20 protein-coding genes and 1 riboswitch are annotated in these 18,707 nt (G+C 50.3%); of the genes, 16 read left to right on the forward strand and 4 right to left on the reverse strand.

Going from position 1 to position 18,707, the window contains the following annotated elements; genetic code table 11:
* Nucleotides 1–26: 26 nt before the first annotated feature.
* Together QVO97_RS05255 and QVO97_RS05260 are read right to left on the reverse strand one after the other, a co-directional pair.
* Entirely contained in the window at nucleotides 27–371 is a 345-nt protein-coding gene (locus QVO97_RS05255; RefSeq protein ID WP_022359341.1) for a NusG domain II-containing protein, read from the reverse strand.
* Entirely contained in the window at nucleotides 352–1,377 is a 1,026-nt protein-coding gene (locus tag QVO97_RS05260; RefSeq protein ID WP_022359342.1) for an FAD:protein FMN transferase, read from the reverse strand. Before QVO97_RS05260 ends, QVO97_RS05255 begins: the two co-directional genes overlap by 20 nt.
* 286 nt (nucleotides 1,378–1,663) lie before the next feature.
* Between QVO97_RS05260 and QVO97_RS05265 the strand changes: the two genes are divergently transcribed.
* The 3 genes from QVO97_RS05265 (at nucleotide 1,664) to QVO97_RS05275 (ending at nucleotide 4,880) form a co-directional block, all read left to right on the forward strand.
* Nucleotides 1,664–2,197, forward strand: coding sequence for a Gx transporter family protein (locus QVO97_RS05265; RefSeq protein WP_022359343.1), 534 nt, complete (start codon nucleotides 1,664–1,666; stop codon nucleotides 2,195–2,197).
* 312 nt (nucleotides 2,198–2,509) lie between these two features.
* Nucleotides 2,510–4,015 (forward strand): UDP-glucose--hexose-1-phosphate uridylyltransferase, encoded by a 1,506-nt coding sequence (gene galT / locus QVO97_RS05270; RefSeq protein ID WP_022359344.1) that lies wholly within the window; start codon nucleotides 2,510–2,512, stop codon nucleotides 4,013–4,015.
* A 10-nt stretch (nucleotides 4,016–4,025) separates the two neighbouring features.
* Nucleotides 4,026–4,880, forward strand: coding sequence for a RelA/SpoT domain-containing protein (locus tag QVO97_RS05275; RefSeq protein WP_022359345.1), 855 nt, complete (start codon nucleotides 4,026–4,028; stop codon nucleotides 4,878–4,880).
* A 105-nt stretch (nucleotides 4,881–4,985) separates the two neighbouring features.
* Here QVO97_RS05275 and QVO97_RS05280 read toward each other — a convergent pair whose 3' ends face one another.
* The gene (locus QVO97_RS05280) at nucleotides 4,986–6,008 is read right to left on the reverse strand and encodes a PTS transporter subunit IIC (RefSeq protein WP_022359346.1); all 1,023 of its coding nucleotides are present in this window, start codon (nucleotides 6,006–6,008) and stop codon (nucleotides 4,986–4,988) included.
* Nucleotides 6,009–6,259: 251 nt separating this feature from the next.
* Between QVO97_RS05280 and QVO97_RS05285 the strand changes: the two genes are divergently transcribed.
* The 10 genes from QVO97_RS05285 to QVO97_RS05330 all read left to right on the forward strand — a co-directional run bounded on the left by QVO97_RS05285 (nucleotide 6,260) and on the right by QVO97_RS05330 (nucleotide 15,437).
* Nucleotides 6,260–6,730 (forward strand): hypothetical protein, encoded by a 471-nt coding sequence (locus QVO97_RS05285; protein ID WP_022359347.1) that lies wholly within the window; start codon nucleotides 6,260–6,262, stop codon nucleotides 6,728–6,730.
* Nucleotides 6,731–6,896: 166 nt separating this feature from the next.
* Nucleotides 6,897–7,757, forward strand: a complete 861-nt coding sequence (gene metF / locus QVO97_RS05290; protein WP_022359348.1) for a methylenetetrahydrofolate reductase [NAD(P)H] — start codon at nucleotides 6,897–6,899, stop codon at nucleotides 7,755–7,757.
* Nucleotides 7,757–8,410, forward strand: coding sequence for a vitamin B12 dependent-methionine synthase activation domain-containing protein (locus tag QVO97_RS05295; RefSeq protein WP_022359349.1), 654 nt, complete (start codon nucleotides 7,757–7,759; stop codon nucleotides 8,408–8,410). Before metF ends, QVO97_RS05295 begins: the two co-directional genes overlap by 1 nt.
* A 30-nt stretch (nucleotides 8,411–8,440) precedes the next feature.
* Nucleotides 8,441–10,918, forward strand: coding sequence for a homocysteine S-methyltransferase family protein (locus QVO97_RS05300; protein WP_022359350.1), 2,478 nt, complete (start codon nucleotides 8,441–8,443; stop codon nucleotides 10,916–10,918).
* 73 nt (nucleotides 10,919–10,991) lie between these two features.
* Nucleotides 10,992–11,267, forward strand: coding sequence for an HPr family phosphocarrier protein (locus tag QVO97_RS05305; RefSeq protein ID WP_022359351.1), 276 nt, complete (start codon nucleotides 10,992–10,994; stop codon nucleotides 11,265–11,267).
* 128 nt (nucleotides 11,268–11,395) lie between these two features.
* On the forward strand, nucleotides 11,396–11,830 hold the full coding sequence (locus tag QVO97_RS05310) for an acyl-CoA thioesterase (protein WP_022359352.1): 435 nt from the start codon (nucleotides 11,396–11,398) through the stop codon (nucleotides 11,828–11,830).
* A gap of 261 nt (nucleotides 11,831–12,091) precedes the next feature.
* Nucleotides 12,092–12,196: riboswitch (THF riboswitch) on the forward strand.
* Nucleotides 12,197–12,259: 63 nt separating this feature from the next.
* A complete protein-coding gene (locus QVO97_RS05315) occupies nucleotides 12,260–12,823 on the forward strand; it encodes a folate family ECF transporter S component (protein ID WP_022359353.1) in 564 nt (187 codons plus the stop codon).
* 127 nt (nucleotides 12,824–12,950) lie between these two features.
* Nucleotides 12,951–13,535, forward strand: a complete 585-nt coding sequence (locus QVO97_RS05320) for a biotin transporter BioY (protein WP_022359354.1) — start codon at nucleotides 12,951–12,953, stop codon at nucleotides 13,533–13,535.
* 310 nt (nucleotides 13,536–13,845) lie between these two features.
* Nucleotides 13,846–14,673, forward strand: coding sequence for an Mrp/NBP35 family ATP-binding protein (locus QVO97_RS05325; protein ID WP_022359355.1), 828 nt, complete (start codon nucleotides 13,846–13,848; stop codon nucleotides 14,671–14,673).
* A 32-nt stretch (nucleotides 14,674–14,705) separates the two neighbouring features.
* Nucleotides 14,706–15,437: a GTP pyrophosphokinase gene (locus tag QVO97_RS05330; RefSeq protein WP_022359356.1), complete on the forward strand. Its 732-nt coding sequence runs from the start codon at nucleotides 14,706–14,708 to the stop codon at nucleotides 15,435–15,437.
* 46 nt (nucleotides 15,438–15,483) lie between these two features.
* Here the strand turns inward: QVO97_RS05330 and QVO97_RS05335 are convergent, their stop codons facing one another.
* On the reverse strand, nucleotides 15,484–16,365 hold the full coding sequence (locus QVO97_RS05335) for a GNAT family N-acetyltransferase (RefSeq protein ID WP_022359357.1): 882 nt from the start codon (nucleotides 16,363–16,365) through the stop codon (nucleotides 15,484–15,486).
* Nucleotides 16,366–16,644: 279 nt separating this feature from the next.
* Between QVO97_RS05335 and QVO97_RS05340 the strand changes: the two genes are divergently transcribed.
* The 3 genes from QVO97_RS05340 to QVO97_RS05350 all read left to right on the forward strand — a co-directional run bounded on the left by QVO97_RS05340 (nucleotide 16,645) and on the right by QVO97_RS05350 (nucleotide 18,585).
* Complete coding sequence (locus QVO97_RS05340) at nucleotides 16,645–17,010, forward strand: CidA/LrgA family protein (protein WP_022359358.1); 366 nt, start codon at nucleotides 16,645–16,647, stop codon at nucleotides 17,008–17,010.
* Nucleotides 17,007–17,699 (forward strand): LrgB family protein, encoded by a 693-nt coding sequence (locus QVO97_RS05345; protein ID WP_022359359.1) that lies wholly within the window; start codon nucleotides 17,007–17,009, stop codon nucleotides 17,697–17,699. The genes QVO97_RS05340 and QVO97_RS05345 overlap by 4 nt, the downstream gene beginning before the upstream one ends.
* Nucleotides 17,700–17,820: 121 nt before the next feature.
* Complete coding sequence (locus QVO97_RS05350; protein ID WP_022359360.1) at nucleotides 17,821–18,585, forward strand: nitroreductase family protein; 765 nt, start codon at nucleotides 17,821–17,823, stop codon at nucleotides 18,583–18,585.
* The last annotated feature ends 122 nt before the right edge of the window (nucleotides 18,586–18,707 follow it).

Here is an 18,707-nt window from a genome sequence, read left to right on the forward strand (position 1 = left end):
TTTCCGTCCGTGTTGGAAAACCATATCTATTTAACCGCCACAACCACCCTATTCGGCAGGCAAACCAGCGACTCCCCACTTTTTGAAACAGTTCCCTGCTTCACACAGAGCTTGTCCGGGCAGTCTGCCTCTTCGATCCGGGCACATCCATCTTGAATCACCAGATGATTTTGTCCCCCCTGATACCCATCGATCCAGGTGTCTATCTCCTCATCCAGCCGGTAGGTGGCGACGGTTGTTCCATCGACACTGACATCGACGGTAAAAGCATCCTTCTGGCGCTGCAAGCGCACAACCAGAAAACCGATGAGTATGACGGCAAGAAGAACCAGAATCAAAACAAAATCATTTCTATTTTTCTTTGATTTCATCAATAAATGCCTCCGCTCCATCCGAGTAAATCAGTTCATAATCATCCGTGATAAAATAAGCATAAATGCCATCCATCGAATTGATGAGTTCCAGACCCTTATCCAGTCCCATCGAGAAACAGGTCGTGCTGAGTACATCGCCGTCCACTGAACGCGGGGAGACGATCGTCACGGCAACCAGTCCGTTCTGGTACGGATAGCCTGTTTTCGGGTTTAACAGGTGATGGTAATTGACACCGTTTTCCTCAAAATGGCGCTCATAGACGCCGGAGGAGACAACGGACATGTCATCAATATTCAGATCGGCAAAGACCGTTGCATAGTCGGCAAACGGTTTCTGCAGCCCGATGCGGAACGGCTGGTGGTTTGTGCGTTCACCGACACAGAGTACGTTGCCGCCCAGGTTGATGATGGCGCTTTCGACGCCGGATTCGGTCAGATAGTCTTTCATGCGGTCGGCAATGTAGCCCTTGGCGATGGAGCCGAGGTCAATCGTCGTGTCCGGGGAGAGGAAGGTTAAAGTGTTTCCGTCAAGTTTCACATTTTTCCAGTTGACGCGTTCTGCCGCTGCTGTTATGTCATCCTCCGCCGGGATCACGTGCTCGTCGCTGGTAAAATTCCAGAGAGAACTGAGCGGTTCGATCGTCAGGTCGTAGGCACCATGGGAAACCTCACTGTAATGCAGTCCTTCAGAAATCATCGCCGCCATATCGTCGGAGACGGTAAAAGTCGTCTCGTCGGTGCTGCGGTGGTTTAACTTGTAAAGCTCGCTGCCCTCGATCGTCTTGCTGAAACGGTTTTCGTACTCCTGGCACATGTCCACACAGTGGTCAAGGATCGCTTCATCCTGCGAATCATAGAGTGTGATATTGACAAATGTATTCAGCAGAAACGCGGAACGGCTGATCGGCTCCCGGCGGGATTTGCTGAAAAGAAGCGCCGCGCCGCAGCCAAAAAATACAACGGTAAGAAGTGTCAGAAGCGCGGATAAATCCTTTTTTTTCATAAAGAGCTCCATTCTTAAAAATATCGAAAATTCGGTTTGAAACTATGTTTGCAAAAATGTCTGCAACTACTCTAACAAAGGTTGATAGGAAAGTCAAGATTACGGCCCAGAAACTAAATGCATCGGCAGCCAGAACGTTACTGGGCACGTATGCGTGAACAGTAACGCCAGAACTGTATCGTACGGAATTTTCAGTTCAGAAAATTCCTATCTGTGAACCGTTACGCGCTTTACAAAACTAAAAATTTTTACTAATATATTATAGAGGTATACAGAGGAGGAAGAAATGCAGAAAAAAGGACGAGCAGGCACATCCAGAGCCGGAAAAATCGCTTTATATGGAATGATGACAGCGCTGGCATTTCTGCTGAGCTATGTCGAGACCCTGATACCGATCAACCTGGGCGTTCCGGGAGTCAAGCTGGGACTGGCGAATCTGGCGTCCATCGTGAGCCTGTATCTGCTGGGAGCCGGTGCGGCAGCGGCGATTGCATTGGTGCGTATCGTGCTGGTAGGATTTACGTTTGGAAACCTGTCGATGATGCTGTATAGTCTGGCAGGTGCTGCGGTCAGCCTTCTTCTGATGGTGGTATTCCGCCGGTTGGACTGGTTCGGCGTGACCGGTGTCAGCATCCTGGGTGGTGCGGGACACAACATCGGGCAGCTTATCGTGGCGGCGCTGGTGGTGGAAAATGCGAGTCTGTTCTACTATCTTCCGGTGCTTCTGGCAGCCGGAACGGCAGCGGGGGCGCTGATTGGGCTTCTCGGAGGAATCCTGGTAAACCGCTTAAAATGTCTGGATTTGACAAAATTTATGTAAATGGAAGCCACATGAGTACGGGATGTACAGTGACTGTTCACATGCAGGCATTTTTAGAACCGAAAATGCCATGAGATAAGGTGGCGCAGTGGTAGATGGGCAGATAAAGTGTTACTGTTCACAGGTAGGCACTTTTGGAACCGAAAGTGCCGTAAGAAAACGTGGTGGCAGCAGGAATTTGCCGTATTTAAATGCGAAGCCACGGCAAATTCCGTTACTGGGCACGTATGCGTGAACAGTAACGATAAAGTTATAATGATAAAAGGATAAGAATGAAACAGCAAGGTTGTTTTTCAGTCAGGAGGATGGGGTATGGCAGTATATGAAGCAATCAGAAATTTAGTACAGTACGGAGTCAATACGGGGCTTCTTCAGGAGTCGGATCGCATTTACGCGACGAATCAGATTCTCGAGGTTCTGGGACTGGATGAATATGAAGAACCGCAGGGCGCATGCAGGGAGATTTCACTGGAAGAGACGTTGGATGCCCTGCTTGATTATGCACATGAGACGGGCGTTTTGAAGGAGGACGGCGTGGTGTACCGCGATCTGTTCGACACGAAGCTGATGAACTGCCTGATGCCGCGCCCGAGCGAGGTGATTGGACATTTCTGGAAATTGTATGAGGAATCGCCGGAGGCGGCAACCAATTATTATTACAAATTGAGCCAGGATTCCAATTACATCCGCCGTTACCGTGTTTCCAAGGATATGAAATGGAAAACGGATACAAAATACGGGGAGCTGGACATCACGGTTAATTTATCCAAGCCGGAGAAAGATCCGAAGGCAATCGCGGCAGCCAAACTGGCAAAGCAGAGCGGTTATCCGAAATGCCTCTTATGCAAGGAAAATGAAGGCTATGCCGGACGTGTCAACCATCCGGCGCGCAATAACCACCGCATTATCCCGATCACGGTCAATGACAGCCAGTGGGGCTTCCAGTATTCGCCGTATGTGTATTACAATGAGCACTGCATCGTGTTCAACGGTGTGCACACGCCGATGAAGATCGAACGGGCAACGTTTGTCAAATTGTTTGATTTTGTGAAATTGTTCCCGCACTATTTTCTGGGGTCCAATGCGGATCTGCCGATCGTCGGCGGTTCGATTTTAAGTCACGACCATTTCCAGGGCGGACATTACACGTTTGCGATGGCAAAAGCGCCGATTGAACAGAAATTTGAGATGGAAGGCTTCGAGGATGTGGAAGCCGGAATTGTTAAATGGCCGATGTCAGTTCTGCGGACCCGTTCCAAGAATCCGGATCGCCTGATTGATCTGGGTGAAAAGGTGCTGCGTGCATGGCGCAGCTATACGGATGAGGATGCCTTTATTTATGCCGAGACGGACGGAGAACCGCACAATACGATCACGCCGATTGCCAGAAAGAACGGCGATTTCTACGAGCTGGATCTGGTGCTCCGCAATAACATCACGACGGATGAGTATCCGCTTGGTGTTTACCATCCGCACGCGAAGCTGCATCACATCAAGAAAGAAAATATCGGTCTGATCGAGGTCATGGGTCTGGCGGTGCTCCCGTCCAGATTGAAACAGGAGCTTGCCGATCTGGCGGAGGCGATCCTTTCCGGAGGAGATATCCGTTCCAATCCGGAGCTTGAAAAGCATGCGGACTGGGTGGATGAGTTCCTGACGAAGTATGAGCATATAACAAGTGAAAATATAAACGAAATCCTGCAAAAAGAGGTAGGTCTTGTCTTTGAGCAGGTACTGGAAGACGCGGGCGTATATAAGTGTACGCCGGAAGGCAGGGAGGCATTTGCCCGGTTCCTGCGCTCAGTGGGCTTCCGATAAAGAGGAGATAATGGAGAGAGATTTATTTTTAAGAAAATATCGGATTGAACAGGAAGACTTTGACGCGGCGGGCGTTTCCTGGGAGGAATTGACTGCGATCGCGGATCATTATGCGACGATCGAGGGAAAGCTGCGGGAGATTGGCAAGGATTTTGTAGATAAGTATCTGTATGATATTGAAAAAGCGGGGATCCATTCCTACCGTTACCGTACCAAGGCACCGGGGCATCTGCTGGAGAAGATCATCCGCAAGAAAAAAGAGCAGCCGGAGAAATTTGCCCAGCTGGGAGTTGATAATTACTGGAAATACGTGACGGACCTTATCGGTATCCGTGTATTCTTCCTGTACCGTGAGGATTGGCGTCATTTCCATGAATACATCACATCGGCGTTTGAAAATGCTCCGGAGCAGTATGTAAAAGACCGTGAGCGCGATTTTGACAACGATGAGACACATTGCTACATTGCAGAGCGTCCGAAGGTATACCGCCGAAACGGGGACAGCCGGATCTACGATGAAAATGTGATCGAAATCAAGTCAGGCGGTATCTACCGTTCCCTTCACTACATCATCAAATACCGCGGTTACTACGTCGAGATTCAGGCGAGAACGCTGTTCGAGGAGGGATGGAGTGAGGTTGACCACGACATTGTTTATCCGTACCACAAGGACGACGTGATGCTGCGCGATTTCTCCCGTCTGTTAAACCGGCTCTCCGGCATGGCGGATGAAATGAGCTCGTATTTCCGCCGGATGAAGGTGGAGAAGGAGTTTGAAGAGGTCCTGCTCGGAGAAGATAAGGAAGACAAAGAGGCGAAGCTGCTCGCAAGTATGCGGGAGCTGCTGGGGAAAGAAGAACGATAAGGAATAGGGAAAAGATAACTGGATCAAAAAACAGGCATTGGAATGCTTGCTATCCACACAGTGGTGGATGAAGAGCATTTCAATGCCTGTTTTATGGAGCTATACTTATAGATCCAGCTTCAAATCGCCTTCCTTGATCCATCCAGCTTTCCGGCAAAGTGCGCCGAAGAACAGGGTCAAAACAGCCGGAAGCACGAAGCAGATGAGCAGGATGCCCGGCCACATCATCGAATTTCCACTTCCCTGCATGGCGGTGTAGATGCCGATCGGTCCGACGAGACCGCAGGTTCCCATGCCGGAACCGGCTGGAATATTTTCCAGATGGAAGACCATCGTGGAGAGCGGACCGGTGACCATCGAGGCGAGTGTCGGTGGAATCCAGATTTTCGGGTTCCGGACGATATTTCCCATCTGGAGCATCGAGGTTCCGAGTCCCTGTGCCAGAAGACCACCCCATTTATTTTCACAGAAGCTTAAAACGGCAAATCCGACCATCTGCGCGCAGCAGCCTGCGGTGGCGGCACCGCCTGCCAGACCGTCGAGGCTTAACATGATGCAGATTGCCGCACTGCTGATCGGAAGCGTCAGGGCGATGCCGATCAGGGCAGAAACCAGAATACCCATGAAAAGCGGCTGCATGACGGTCGCTGTCTTCACCAGATTTCCGAAAGCGGTCATGAATGCAGAGACGCCCGGACCGACAAACTGTGCGGCCAGGATACCGGAGATGATGGTGACGCCCGGGGTGACGAGAATATCAACCGGTGTCTCTTTGGAGACGATTTTTCCAAGCTCGGCTGCGATGATGGTGGCAACGAGCGCGCCGACCGGACCGCCGAGTTCATTGCCCGCGATGCCGACGGTAGCGGCGGAGAAAAGGACGAGCGTCGGTGCCTTTAAGGCGTAGGCAATCGAGACGCCGAGCGCCGCACCGGTCGCGCTCTTGGCGTAGCCTGCGATTGTAGTAAAAATTACAACGCCTGTTTTTTCCCCCAGCGTGCCGAAAATGGTACCGATCAGAAGAGAAGCAAACAGACCAAATGCCATCGCGCCCAGCGCATCGATGAGATACGTCTGAACGGAGATGACAACCTGCTTCCGTTTCAGAAAAGCTTTCACACGTTCCATATTGATAGAACCTCCCAGAGTAAAATAATTGTGAACGGAATGAATCGTTTCAGCCATTCCGGTCAAATCCATGACAGTCAAATAAATGGCTTACACCTGTCTTGACAGGTGTAATGGACGTTTGTATTTTAACACGAAATGGAGAAAATACAAGAGAAAATATAGAAAAAAGTAAAAAAGTTATGGTACAATAAAAAATAATTGACGAGGTGTTTTCGAAAAAGTATGTTCAATCCGAGGGGAGGTATTTCATGCAGAGACGAATTTGTCCGATTTGCGACCATCCGATCAAGTATGGTCATTATTGTTCTTTTTGTAAACAGTGGATCCGGAATCCTAACTATGTCAATGCAACTTATTATCTGAATGAGCGTCACCCGGCGCATGAGACGGACTGTGAGTATCACAATGCGGGATCTGCCTCGTGGGAAACGAGTGCAAGGACAGGCACAGATGCCATCCGCACGCTTGCGGACCGGGCGAAGGCATATTCCCAGACGCAGAAAGCAGCAGGCGCAGGCAGACAGGCATCCGTTCGGACACAGAACCAGAACAGTATGTCGTATCAGACAACGCAGAGACGAAGCGCGGTGCAGCAAGGAAAAAATCAGAAAAAGAAGGGGAAAATGAGCCTTGTGCTGGTGATTTTACTGATTTTGTTTGCTTTGTCTGGAATTAATTATCTGTATCGTATGTTTATGTATTTTATTTGGTTCCTATAGATTTTACCTATGACAAGGTATAGAAAATCAATCCAGAAGATAGCTGCCGGAAGTCTGGCGTTCATTGGGGAAATATGGTATACTGGGCAAAAATCATATAGAATACATAGGCAATAGAGGTCCGGGGCAGAACCGGACGAAATGATGAGAACAGGAGATAAATACGATGAAGATTAAGGATATTTTAGCCAAAGGACAGCCGACGCTTTCGTTTGAAGTGTTCCCGCCGAAGGAGGAGAGCAACTTCGCTTCCGTTGAGAAAGCGGCGCTTGAGATTGCAAAGTTAAATCCGTCATTTATGAGCGTGACCTACGGAGCAGGCGGCGGCACAAGCCAGTATACGGTCCAGATCGCATCGGATATCCAGAGTACCTGCCAGGTGCCGGCGCTGTCACATCTGACCTGCGTCTCCTCGACCCGTGAGAAGGTGCACAGTGTCCTGCGCGAGATTCAGGCACACGGAATTGAGAATGTCCTGGCACTTCGCGGCGATATTCCGAAAGACGGCAAGGTAGAAAAAGATTATCAGTATGCATCCCAGCTGATCCGCGAGATCCGTGAGACCTGCCCGGATCTGTGCATCGGCGCAGCCTGCTATCCGGAGGGACATGTGGAATCGGTCAACAAGACGGTGGATATCGGGCATTTGAAAGAAAAAGTGGAAGCGGGCTGTGATTTTGTGACGACCCAGATGTTCTTTGACAATAATATCCTTTATAATTACCTGTACCGTATCCGAGAAAAAGGAATCACGGTTCCGGTTGTCGCAGGCATCATGCCGGTGACAAACATAAGTCAGATCAAGCGCATCTGCAGCATGTCCGGCACCTACCTTCCGGCACGCTTCAAGGCGATCGTAGATCGTTTTGGTGATAACCCGGCAGCGATGAAGCAGGCAGGTATCGCCTATGCAACTGAGCAGATCATCGATCTGATTGCGAACCATGTAAATGGAATCCATGTATATTCGATGAATAAACCGGATGTAGCGGCGCAGATTAAGAACAACCTGTCGGAGATTCTGTAATGGCAGAAGTCAATCGGAGAGAAATATATCGGTATTTAGGAATTAAAGGGCAGCAGGAGCCGGATCTGCAGACGAAAGATCTGGTGGAGGACTGTCTGGAAGAATTAGAGCGATCCGTCAACTGCCGGAGCTTTTACAGACGATATCCGCTGACGATGCTGCCAGATTCAGAACTTGATTTTACGTGTTTTAAAGTAAAAAGCCGGGCGCTCAGCCGCAATTTAAAGGACTGCCAGGAGGTCATCCTTTTTGCGGCGACGCTGGGTGCTGGTGTGGATCTGCTTCTGCGCCGATACAGCCGTCTTTCGATGAGCCGGGCGGTTGTTCTGCAGGCGTGCGCGGCGGCACGGATTGAGAGTTACTGCAATGAAATCAATGACAAATTAAAAGCGGAGGCAGCAGAAGAAGGACTCTATCTGCGTCCCCGCTTTTCGCCAGGTTATGGAGATCTGCCGCTTTCGTGCCAGCCGGATTTCTGCCGGGTACTGGAAGCGGAAAAGACGGTGGGGATTACATTGACGGAAAGTTTTTTAATGATGCCGTCCAAGTCGGTGACGGCGGTCATCGGAGTATCGAAGATAGCGGCGGGCTGTGTGAAAGAGGGCTGTGAGGTCTGTTCAAACAAAAACTGCCTGTACCGGAGAGATAAATAAGTAAGAAACAAAAACAGAGAGGAAGCTGACATGGGTATACGGGAAGATTGGAACGATAAAATACTGATATTTGACGGAGGAATGGGAAGTCTTTTGCAGGGAGCCGGGCTGAAACCGGGCGAACTGCCGGAAACCTGGAATATCAAGCATCCGGAGGTCCTGGTAAAGATCCATGAGGATTATCTGAACGCGGGTGCGAATATTATTTTATCGAATACATTCGGCGCGAACCGCCTGAAATACAATGAGACAGCCGAGTTTAATCTGGATGAGATCGTGGATGCGGCGATGAAAAATGCCCGGACAGCGGTAGAACACTGCGGCCGTGGTTATGTAGCGCTGGATCTGGGACCGACCGGACGCCTTTTAAAGCCAATGGGCGATCTGGACTTTGAGGAGGCGGTCTCCATCTATACCGAGGTGGTAAAGGCAGGCGTGCGCGGTGGCGCGGATCTGATTCTGATCGAGACGATGAGCGACACGTATGAACTCAAGGCAGCGGTTCTGGCGGCAAAGGAAAATTCCGATCTTCCAATCTTTGCAACCACAATTTTCGATGGAAAAGGCAAACTTTTAACCGGCGGAACACCGAAGTCCGTTGTGGCACTTTTGGAAGGTCTGGGCGTGGATGCGCTCGGAATCAATTGTGGATTAGGTCCGGTTCAGATGAAGCCGATTGTGGAAGAACTGCTTCGGTATGCGTCAATCCCGGTGGTTGTCAATCCAAATGCGGGACTTCCGCGAAGCGAGGGAGGAAAGACCGTATATGATATTGATCCGCCAGAATTTGTCGAGGAAATGAAAGGAATGCTGGAGATGGGGGTTTCGGCAGTCGGGGGCTGCTGTGGTACGACCCCGGAGCACATCCGTCTGCTGGCAGAGATGTGTAAGGGCAGAACGAGAAAGCCGATCGAGCCGAAAAATGACACTCTCATCACTTCCTACGCGTCGGTAGTTGAGATGGGAACCGATCCGGTCATTATTGGCGAGCGCATCAATCCGACCGGAAAATCAAAATTCAAACAGGCGCTGCGCGATCACAACCTGGAATATATCCTGCGCGAGGCGATCACCCAGCAGGAAAATGGCGCTGCGGTGCTTGACGTCAACGTGGGACTGCCGGAGATCGATGAAGTGGCGATGATGCGCGAGGTCGTACAGGAATTGCAGGCGGTGACCGAGCTTCCGCTGCAGATTGATACGACTGACACAGAGGCGATGGAACAGGCGCTGCGTATTTATAATGGAAAGGCACTGATTAACTCTGTCAATGGCAAACAGGAGGTCATGGACGCTGTATTTCCGCTGGTAAAACATTACGGCGGCACGGTGGTTGCGCTGACGATCGACGAGGAAGGCATTCCGGCGACGGCGGACGGACGTATGGCGATCGCGCGGAAAATCTGTGCGGAGGCGGAAAAGTATGGCATCCAGAAAAAAGACATCGTGATCGATGCGCTCTGTATGACGATCAGCTCCGAGCCGACCGGCGCGCTGGTGACACTGGAGACGGTGCGCCGTGTCCGCCAGGAACTTGGCTGCAATACGATTCTCGGTGTTTCCAATATTTCCTTCGGATTACCGCAGCGTGAGATTGTCAACTCCAATTTCTTTACGATGGCGATGCAGAGCGGTCTGACCGCGGCGATCATCAATCCAAATTCGGCTGCAATGATGCGTTCTTATTATAGTTACCGGGCTCTGGCAGCACTGGATGAACACTGCGGCGATTATATTGAGCAGGCAGCGCGGCTGGCGATTCCAAAGGCAGGTGCGGGCGGAGCTTCCGGCGCAGGTGCAGCAGGCAGCGCAGGTTCGGGTGCCCCGGCGGCAGGTGCAGCTGGAGCTTCCGGCAGTGCGGACACTGGCAGCCAGGCATCCGGTCCGGAGCATCAGCTTACGGTCAGTGTGGAGAGAGGTTTAAAAGAGCAGGCGGCATCGGCAGCCGGGGAACTCTTAAAGACCATGGATTCCTTGACCGTCATCAATTCCTGCATGATCCCGGCACTTGATAAGGTCGGAAAGGGTTTTGAGGCAGGCACCGTCTTTCTGCCGCAGCTTCTGATGAGTGCGGAGGCGGCAAAATCGGCATTTGAGGTCATCAAAAACCAGATGGAGTCCTCCGGGGAAGCAGGAGAGAAGAAGGACAAGATCGTGCTGGCGACCGTCAAGGGCGATATTCATGACATTGGAAAAAATATCGTAAAAGTATTATTGGAGAATTACAGCTATGATGTGCTGGATTTAGGTAAGAACGTAGCTCCGGAGGCGATCGTGGAAGAGACGATCAAGAACCATGTAAGACTGGTCGGTCTGTCCGCCCTGATGACGACCACCGTGCCGAGCATGGAGGAGACGATCAAGCAGCTCCGCAAGGAAGCACCGTGGGCGAAAGTCATGGTCGGCGGCGCGGTTCTGACCCAGGAATACGCGGATATGATCGGAGCAGATGCGTATTGCCGCGATGCGATGGCGTCTGTTAATTATGCGCAGCAGGTGCTGGTCTAACGCTTGACAGTCTGCCTTACTTAGACTAAAATTAGGGTAATTAAAACTAAGAATTGACGAGGGAGGGACAGCTATGGTATCGAAGAAAGTGAAAGTGGTTAATCCATCGGGACTTCACCTGCGGCCGGCTGGCGTGCTTTCGCAGACCGCGATGAAATTTAAGAGCCGGACTCTGATTGAGTGCGGGGAGAAACATATTGTGGCAAAGAGCGTGCTGAACGTGATGGCAGCGGGTATCAAGTGCGGCACCGAGATCACGGTTGCCTGCGACGGACCGGATGAGGAAGAAGCGCTGAAGACGATTACCGAGGCGATCGAGAGCGGACTCGGAGAAGAACTGGAACAGTAAGGTATTAGCCATTGCCTGCACAGTGTGCGGACGGTGACACACATATCAGAACCAGAGGGGGATATCGCAGAACGGCAGAAATTGCAGTTGTGCAGGTATCCCTTTTTAGATGGAAAAGAGGGGTTTTTATGGAACTGAAAATTTACGAACACAAAGCGCAGTATTATGAAACCGACCAGATGGGAATCATTCACCATGCAAATTACCTACACTGGTTTGAGGAAGCGCGGATCGACATGATGGAGCAGATGGGAATGGGATATGACATCATGGAAAAACAGGGGATCATAAGCCCGGTGCTGTCGGTTCACTGCGATTATAAGAGCATGGCGCGGTTTGGCGAGACGGTGCAGGTGCTGGTTCAGATGAAGGAGTACAACGGCATCCGCATGACGCTGGAATACACGGTTCTTGACAAGGAAACGGGCGCAATCCGCTGCGTGGGCGAGAGCCGCCATTGTTTCCTGACCCGCGACGGAAAGCCGGTTTCCCTGAAACGCAACTATATCGAGATGGATCGTGCGTTTAGGGAATACAGCGAACAGAGCCAAAAAGAAGAGTAAATGCTGACTGGTTCGAACATGGACTGCCAGAGTAGTCTTGGTGTAACTGTTCACGGGTAGGCACTTTTGGAACCGAAAGTGCCGTAAGAAAACGTGGTGGCAGCAGGAATTTGCCGTATTTAAATGCGAAGCCACGGCAAATTCCGTTACTGGGCACGTATGCGTGAACAGTAACGTCCTGGTGCGGAAATGACAGATGCGCTTATAAAGTGCTTGAAAAGCGGGAAAATTGTGGTATGATGTAAAAGATAAAAAAAGAAACGCAGAGTAGGAATACAGGCGTTAAGTGCCGGTTGAACAGGGAGTTGTCAGCCGGACGAAGAGACCCTTCGGGGTTTCGCGGTCAGTATTCCGCATCCCGCTGCATCGTTGATACAATCTATCTCCTGATGTGGTTCGAGAGATCTGCAGAAAAGGAGGTATTTTTTTATGAAAAAATTTGCAGTATGTTATCAGGCATCCTTTCAGGAACTGAAACACGTGAAAACACTCACGACTGCCGCCATGCTGATGGCTGTCTCCGTTGTTCTGGGATACTTCACGATTGAGGCTGGTCCGTATTTGAAAATCGGATTCGGCGGTGTGGTCAACCAGTTTGTCTACTACCTCTTCGGTCCGGTGGCTGGAGCGGTCTATGGCGGAGTCTTGGACCTGGTCAAATATGTCGTAAAGCCGACGGGGGCATTTTTCCCGGGATTTACGCTGAATGCGATGCTGGGCGGCGTGCTGTATGGCACAATTCTGTATCGGAAACCGCTTACTTTCCGCCGGGCGCTCTGGGCGGATCTGGTGGTGGCGCTGATCTGCAACATATTTTTGAACACACTCTGGCTTAGCATGATGTCTGGAAAAGCAATGATGGTGCTTCTGCCGATGCGTGTGCTTAAGAATCTCATCAAGTGGCCGGTGGATGCAGCACTCTTTTATCTGATTGCAAAACGGATGGAGAGTCTTGGGCTTGTGCGGATGATCCGTAAATTCCAGGCGGAGTGATGCTGGAGGATTTGTTTTGAGCAAAAGGAAACATACATGGACAGCGAAAGTCTGCGGGCACGGTGGCTGCATGCCATGAAAGGAACCGTTTATGAAAAAATGCATTATGCATGATGGAGGAAAACAGATGAGAGAAAAAGCAGTTTCGCGGAGCCGGGAACATTCGAAGGATGTGGCGCTTTGCGGTCTGTTTGCGGCGCTGGTCGCCGTGGGGGCATTTATCAAGGTTGTCATTCCGACCGGCGCAGATACCATGAACTTCACCTTGCAGTGGTTTTTCGTGATGCTGGCAGCATTTCTGCTGGGCTCCAGACGGGCATTTACCAGTGTGGGTGTCTATTTGCTGATTGGACTTGCGGGCGTCCCGATCTTTGCACGCGGCGGCGGTCCGGCGTATCTGCTGCGCCCGACCTTTGGTTTTCTGCTGGGATTTCTCCTTGCGGCGTGGGTTATGGGAAAGGTCTGTGAATGTTTGAATTCCTGGAAAATGGGAGCGCTGATGACGGCGGCGACGGCTGGATATGTGGTATATTATGGAATGGGAATGGTTTATTTCTATCTGATTACCCATCTCGTAACCCTGCAGCCGATCGGCTGGAAAGCGATTGTGCTGGTTTACTGCCTGCCGGAGATGCCGGCGGATTATATTCTCTGCATTCTGGCGGCGATCATGGCAAGACGGCTGCGCCCGATGGTACAGGCGTATCTGTAGAGAAAAATGAATAGGATATAAAAAAAGACAGACAGTCTGAATGCGGTGCAGCAAACGGGCTGTCTGTTTTTGTCTCATAGAAAACGTTACTGTACACGCATACGTGCCCAGTAACGGCACATTCTTTTGTAACGCTGCCAGTTGTGTTTGCCCCTATCATTTTTGCAGAAAATATGATAAGATGTACGGAGATTACGACAGGGGAAGGTTTGAGCGTTACAGGTTTTGGTTTTGGAAACCGTCTGAGAGGATGCAAAAACGAAAACCAGCGAACTGTCAGAATCCAACCTGATAAAAAGGAGAAGTATGTATGAGTGAGAATTGCAGTCATAATTGTTCAAGCTGCGGCGAAACGTGTGCCAGCCGGACGATGGAAAGTTTCCGGGTGCCGTTAAATCCGCAGAGTTCAGTTAAAAAAGTAATTGGCGTAGTCAGCGGCAAGGGCGGCGTCGGAAAATCTCTGGTGACATCCCTGATGGCATGTAAGATGCGTGCGAGAAACAACCGCGTTGGCATTCTCGATGCAGATATTACAGGACCGTCGATCCCGAAGGCATTTGGCATTCACGGCATGGTAGGTGTGACAGCGGATCAGCTGATGCTGCCGCGCACGACCTCGACGGGGATAGAGATTCTTTCTTCGAACCTGATTCTGGAGCATGAGACGGATCCGGTAATTTGGCGTGGACCGGTTGTGGGCGGCGTGATTAAGCAGTTCTGGAGTGAGGCACTCTGGAAGGACATTGATTATATGTTTGTCGATATGCCTCCGGGAACCGGCGATGTGCCGCTGACTGTATTTCAGTCCCTGCCGCTGGCAGGTATTATCATTGTGACTTCCCCGCAGGAGCTGGTTTCGATGATCGTGGCAAAAGCGGTCAACATGGCGAAGAAGATGGATATCCCGATTCTGGGACTGGTTGAAAACATGAGTTATCTGGAATGTCCGGACTGCGGAAAGAAGATTTCTGTGTTCGGCGAAAGCCATATCGAGGAGACGGCAGACGAGTATGAGATTCCGGTGCTTGCGAAGATTCCGATCGATCCGTCGATTGCGTCCAAGGTGGACGAGGGGCTGGTTGAGTATGTGGAATCCCCATGGCTGGATGCGGCGGCTGACGCAGTTGAGAAGGCATAAAAGAATTATATAGAAGAGGTGGAAGAATACAAATGAATATTGCTCAGAATCCTAACAGCGAGCTGAGCCATTTCGCGGTCAATACGCCTCAGGTATTTGAGATTCCTGAGACATTCCGGGAGACGGCAAGGCAGTTTCAGGAAGCGATGATGCAGTACAGCTGCGCGATTCGAGAGTTTAAGACGAAGCTGGAAGTGCTCAACGATGAGCTTTCCATGCGGAATGCAAGAAACCCGATCGAGATGATCAAGGCGAGAGTGAAGAAGCCGAAGAGTATTGTAGAAAAACTGCAGCGGCGCGGACTTCCGCTTTCGATCGAATCGATGGAGTCCAACCTGGATGATATAGCGGGTGTCCGTGTGATATGTTCGTTTGTGGACGATATTTACGAGATCAGCCGGATGCTGGAACGCCAGGATGATGTGACCATCATTGCGATCAAGGATTATATCAAGGCGCCGAAGGAAAACGGCTACCGCAGCTACCACATGATCGTGGAAGTACCGGTATTCTTTTCAAGCAGTAAGAAAAATATCCGTGTGGAAGTCCAGATCCGCACGATCGCCATGGATTTCTGGGCGAGTCTGGATCACCAGCTCAAGTATAAAAAGCAGCTGGATGCCCAGGAAGCCGCAGAGATCGGTGCGGAGCTGAAAAAGTGTGCGGATGTCATCGCGGAGACGGATTGCAAGATGTTAAGCATCCGTCAGAAGATTGAGGAAAAACATCCGACGCAGGAAGAATATCGTGATGTAAACGAATAGATCATGTATCGGGGTGCTTTTGGCGGCTGAAGCGCCTGCCATATCTTTAATACATAAAATAGGACAGGGTTTCGGTAATTCGGAACCCTGCTTTTTTATAGATCGAGAGTGCCGGATAATTGTCACTGCTGACGTGAAGAACAATCCGGGTGCAGCCGCGCGCGATCAGATCGTTTAAGACCAGACAGAAAGCAGCTTCACCGATTCCCAGTCCGCGGCAGAGGTCATGGACCCGGAAGCCGTAGAAACAGGCATGAAATGTACCGGGAACGTCCGGGACGGGCTGCATACGCGCCATGCACACGGCAGCCGGAGAGCACATCGGATCCGGCGGAGTCTCTAAAAATTCATAGGTCAGAATTGTAACGGCCGGATCTGGATCATCGGCGCTGTGGAAGCAGTCCCAGCAACTGTCGGGATCAACACTTTCGTTGACGTCACCTTCCGGTGCAGAAGTGCAGGTAAAGGTAAGCGGGCGTTTTTCAACCATGGGAGAGTCAAAGCGTTCGGCCGCCGGGTCAAAGTCCCATTTCATCTGATATTCCTGATCGACGCGGTCAGCGTGAATGGCTTTCATCGTGGCAGCCGTATCAGCGGATTCCGGGTCAACCGGAAATAGAATATCGTGCTCACCGGAGATGTCGCAGGCTTTTTCTAAGAGTGCGGCAAAATATCCGCGTCGGCGCAGGGAAGGGCGGGTGAAGGCGATGCATTCGACGGGTTCCTCGTCCGAAGAGCCATCCGGTGGAAGGATCATTCCCATGATGGCTGCAAGTGTCTCTGATTCATCCAGAAGAAGCAGGAAACAATTTCCGTCTTCAAATGGAAAAGAAATGTGGATTGGCTGCGTCTTCTGGCATTCATTCAACAGTGCCAGGATCTGTTCTGCCTGTCTGGCAGAGAGTGAGTTTGTCTGAATTAAATTCATAACTTCTAATCCTTTCTTTCTTGCAATACAAAGTGTACCAGCTACAAAAGCAGCTGAGAAGATAAGTCTTTCATAAAGATAAACGTATTTGCGGATAAAAACTTCACGTTTTTTGGATCGAAAATGTCTGGATTTTCCAAATCGGAAAAGCTTACCTGTATCGTATAAAAAAGACGCAAAAAATTCAAGGAAATTGACAGAATTTATGCTAATTTTCATATTGTCCTATAAATTTGAGAGTGATAGAATAGAGGCATTAATACGAAAGGCGAAGACATCATGAAGTACTTGAAAGAAGTGACAATTATTTTTGGTATCACAATGCTGGGAGAATTTTTGAACTATCTGCTTCCGTTTCCGGTTCCGTCTGGCGTATACGGATTGTTCATTCTTCTACTTATGCTTTGCACAGGAGCATTACATACAGAAGATGTGGCGGAAGTGGGAGATTTCTTCCTGGATACGATGCCGATTATGTTTATACCGGCAGGTGTGGGCCTGCTTGACAGCGTGCAGGAGGCGGAGTCCATCCTGGTGCCGCTGACAGTGATTACCGTGATTTCGACGGTATTTGTTATGGTTGCGACCGGGTGCGTGGCGCAGAGCATTATCCGCAGAAAGAATAAAGGGGGTGCAAAAGCATGAATGGACTGATTCATTCTTCTCTTTATTTTGGAATGCTGGTCAGCGTCGGCGCGTATATGCTGGGCGTCTGGCTGAAAAAGAAGACCGGCTGGGCGATTTTAAATCCGCTGCTGGTTGCAATTATAGTTGTGATTGCATTTTTATCTGTTTTTCATATAGAATATAAGGAGTACAACCGCGGTGCGGTGTATCTGAGCTATTTTCTGACACCGGCGACGGTCTGTCTGGCGATTCCGCTGTATAAGCAGCTGGAGCTTTTGCGCCAGCACCTGATTGCGGTTGCTTCTGCAATCGTGGCAGGGGTAGCGGGAAGTGTCGGCAGTATCTATGTGATGTGCCGTTTCTTTCGACTGGAGCATACGCACTATGTGACATTGCTTCCAAAGTCCATTACGACGGCGATTGGCATGGGCGTCAGCGAGGAAGCGGGCGGTATCGTGACGCTGACGGTTATCAGCATTATAATTACAGGAATTTTGGGAAATATTATAGCCGACTGGCTGTTTCAGATATTTAAAATTGAAGAGCCGATCGCGAAGGGGCTGGCACTTGGAACGGCAGCCCATGCGATTGGAACGGCAAAGGCACTGGAATTAGGCGAGATCGAGGGTGCGATGAGCAGCTTGTCAATTGCGGTCGCCGGTCTTTTGACCGTAGTGGTAGTACCACTGATGTCGGGACTGATTTAAAGGTGGTGCTGAAACGGTCAGAATTTGTATAGAAATTGGAATGCACATAGAAAGGCAGAGAAAAAGATACTGCGGGTCATGCGCATGATAACGGCAGCAAAAAGATAGGAGGGGAGCAGGTATGATGAATTTGTATGAGGCGATAGGATGTCGCCATTCAGTTCGAAAATACACCGATCGGGAGGTCACGGAGAAGCTGCGTGGGCAGATCCTGTCCTATTTTGATAAGACCTCCCGGTTAAATGACCGGATCCGGGTTGAGGCAGTGATATTCGACAATACAAAGAAAAAAGCCGATGTCCACGGACTCTGGAAGGTGGATGCTCCCTACTATCTGGCGATCTATTCGGACCAGGAGGAAGGCTGCGAGCGCAATGCCGGTTATCTGATGGAGCAGATGGTGCTCTATATGACGGCAAAAGGGATTGGAACCTGCTATTTGGGCAGCGTGCAGCCGGCGCAGAAGGTGCGCGGCGGCAAACGCTGCCTGATGATGGTCGCATTCGGCTACCCGGAGGGCAAGCTCTACCGTGAAAGCCCGCTGGCAAAGCGCCTCCCGCTCAATGAACTCTGTATTTTCAAGGAAGAAGCCGGAGAGCAGATGAAGACGATTCTCCGTGCGGCGCGTCTCGCACCGTCCGCGATGAACACCCAGCCGTGGCGCTTCATCGTCTATTCCGACCGAATCTATGTGTTCGCCCTAAAAACCCGCTTTCCGGGCAAGAGCTTCCATGCGATGCGCGAATTCAGCATCGGCATCATGCTCTCCCACATTATGCTCGCCGCCGAAGAGCTCTGGATGGAACTTCAGACGGAGACGGAGGAACATTTTGCGGCTAAAAGTTACAAAAATGGAGATTATGTGGCGACGTTGACGCTGCATTAGATGCATTGATTCATTGTATTAAATGTTGAAATAGTTTATATTTAAGCAAGAAAAACTAATTTTACAATTTTAAAACTAATTATTCAAAGAAACGATACACCCAAGAAAAAAGCGCGCCAGCC

The organism is Clostridium sp. CAG:43 (genome assembly GCF_000434655.1).
Taxonomy (GTDB): Bacteria; Bacillota; Clostridia; order Lachnospirales; family Lachnospiraceae; genus Otoolea; species Otoolea fessa.

Coding starts and splice junctions, on each gene's coding strand:
- QVO97_RS05260 (WP_022359342.1), bottom strand. CDS start 1,377: ATGAAAAAAAAGGATTTATCCGCGCTTCTGACACTTCTTACCGTTGTA.
- QVO97_RS05295 (WP_022359349.1), top strand. CDS start 7,757: ATGGCAGAAGTCAATCGGAGAGAAATATATCGGTATTTAGGAATTAAA.
- QVO97_RS05300 (WP_022359350.1), top strand. CDS start 8,441: ATGGGTATACGGGAAGATTGGAACGATAAAATACTGATATTTGACGGA.
- QVO97_RS05265 (WP_022359343.1), top strand. CDS start 1,664: ATGCAGAAAAAAGGACGAGCAGGCACATCCAGAGCCGGAAAAATCGCT.
- QVO97_RS05320 (WP_022359354.1), top strand. CDS start 12,951: ATGAGAGAAAAAGCAGTTTCGCGGAGCCGGGAACATTCGAAGGATGTG.
- QVO97_RS05280 (WP_022359346.1), bottom strand. CDS start 6,008: ATGGAACGTGTGAAAGCTTTTCTGAAACGGAAGCAGGTTGTCATCTCC.
- galT (WP_022359344.1), top strand. CDS start 2,510: ATGGCAGTATATGAAGCAATCAGAAATTTAGTACAGTACGGAGTCAAT.
- QVO97_RS05255 (WP_022359341.1), bottom strand. CDS start 371: ATGAAATCAAAGAAAAATAGAAATGATTTTGTTTTGATTCTGGTTCTT.
- QVO97_RS05350 (WP_022359360.1), top strand. CDS start 17,821: ATGATGAATTTGTATGAGGCGATAGGATGTCGCCATTCAGTTCGAAAA.
- QVO97_RS05345 (WP_022359359.1), top strand. CDS start 17,007: ATGAATGGACTGATTCATTCTTCTCTTTATTTTGGAATGCTGGTCAGC.
- metF (WP_022359348.1), top strand. CDS start 6,897: ATGAAGATTAAGGATATTTTAGCCAAAGGACAGCCGACGCTTTCGTTT.
- QVO97_RS05330 (WP_022359356.1), top strand. CDS start 14,706: ATGAATATTGCTCAGAATCCTAACAGCGAGCTGAGCCATTTCGCGGTC.
- QVO97_RS05315 (WP_022359353.1), top strand. CDS start 12,260: ATGAAAAAATTTGCAGTATGTTATCAGGCATCCTTTCAGGAACTGAAA.
- QVO97_RS05325 (WP_022359355.1), top strand. CDS start 13,846: ATGAGTGAGAATTGCAGTCATAATTGTTCAAGCTGCGGCGAAACGTGT.
- QVO97_RS05310 (WP_022359352.1), top strand. CDS start 11,396: ATGGAACTGAAAATTTACGAACACAAAGCGCAGTATTATGAAACCGAC.
- QVO97_RS05305 (WP_022359351.1), top strand. CDS start 10,992: ATGGTATCGAAGAAAGTGAAAGTGGTTAATCCATCGGGACTTCACCTG.
- QVO97_RS05285 (WP_022359347.1), top strand. CDS start 6,260: ATGCAGAGACGAATTTGTCCGATTTGCGACCATCCGATCAAGTATGGT.
- QVO97_RS05335 (WP_022359357.1), bottom strand. CDS start 16,365: ATGAATTTAATTCAGACAAACTCACTCTCTGCCAGACAGGCAGAACAG.
- QVO97_RS05340 (WP_022359358.1), top strand. CDS start 16,645: ATGAAGTACTTGAAAGAAGTGACAATTATTTTTGGTATCACAATGCTG.
- QVO97_RS05275 (WP_022359345.1), top strand. CDS start 4,026: ATGGAGAGAGATTTATTTTTAAGAAAATATCGGATTGAACAGGAAGAC.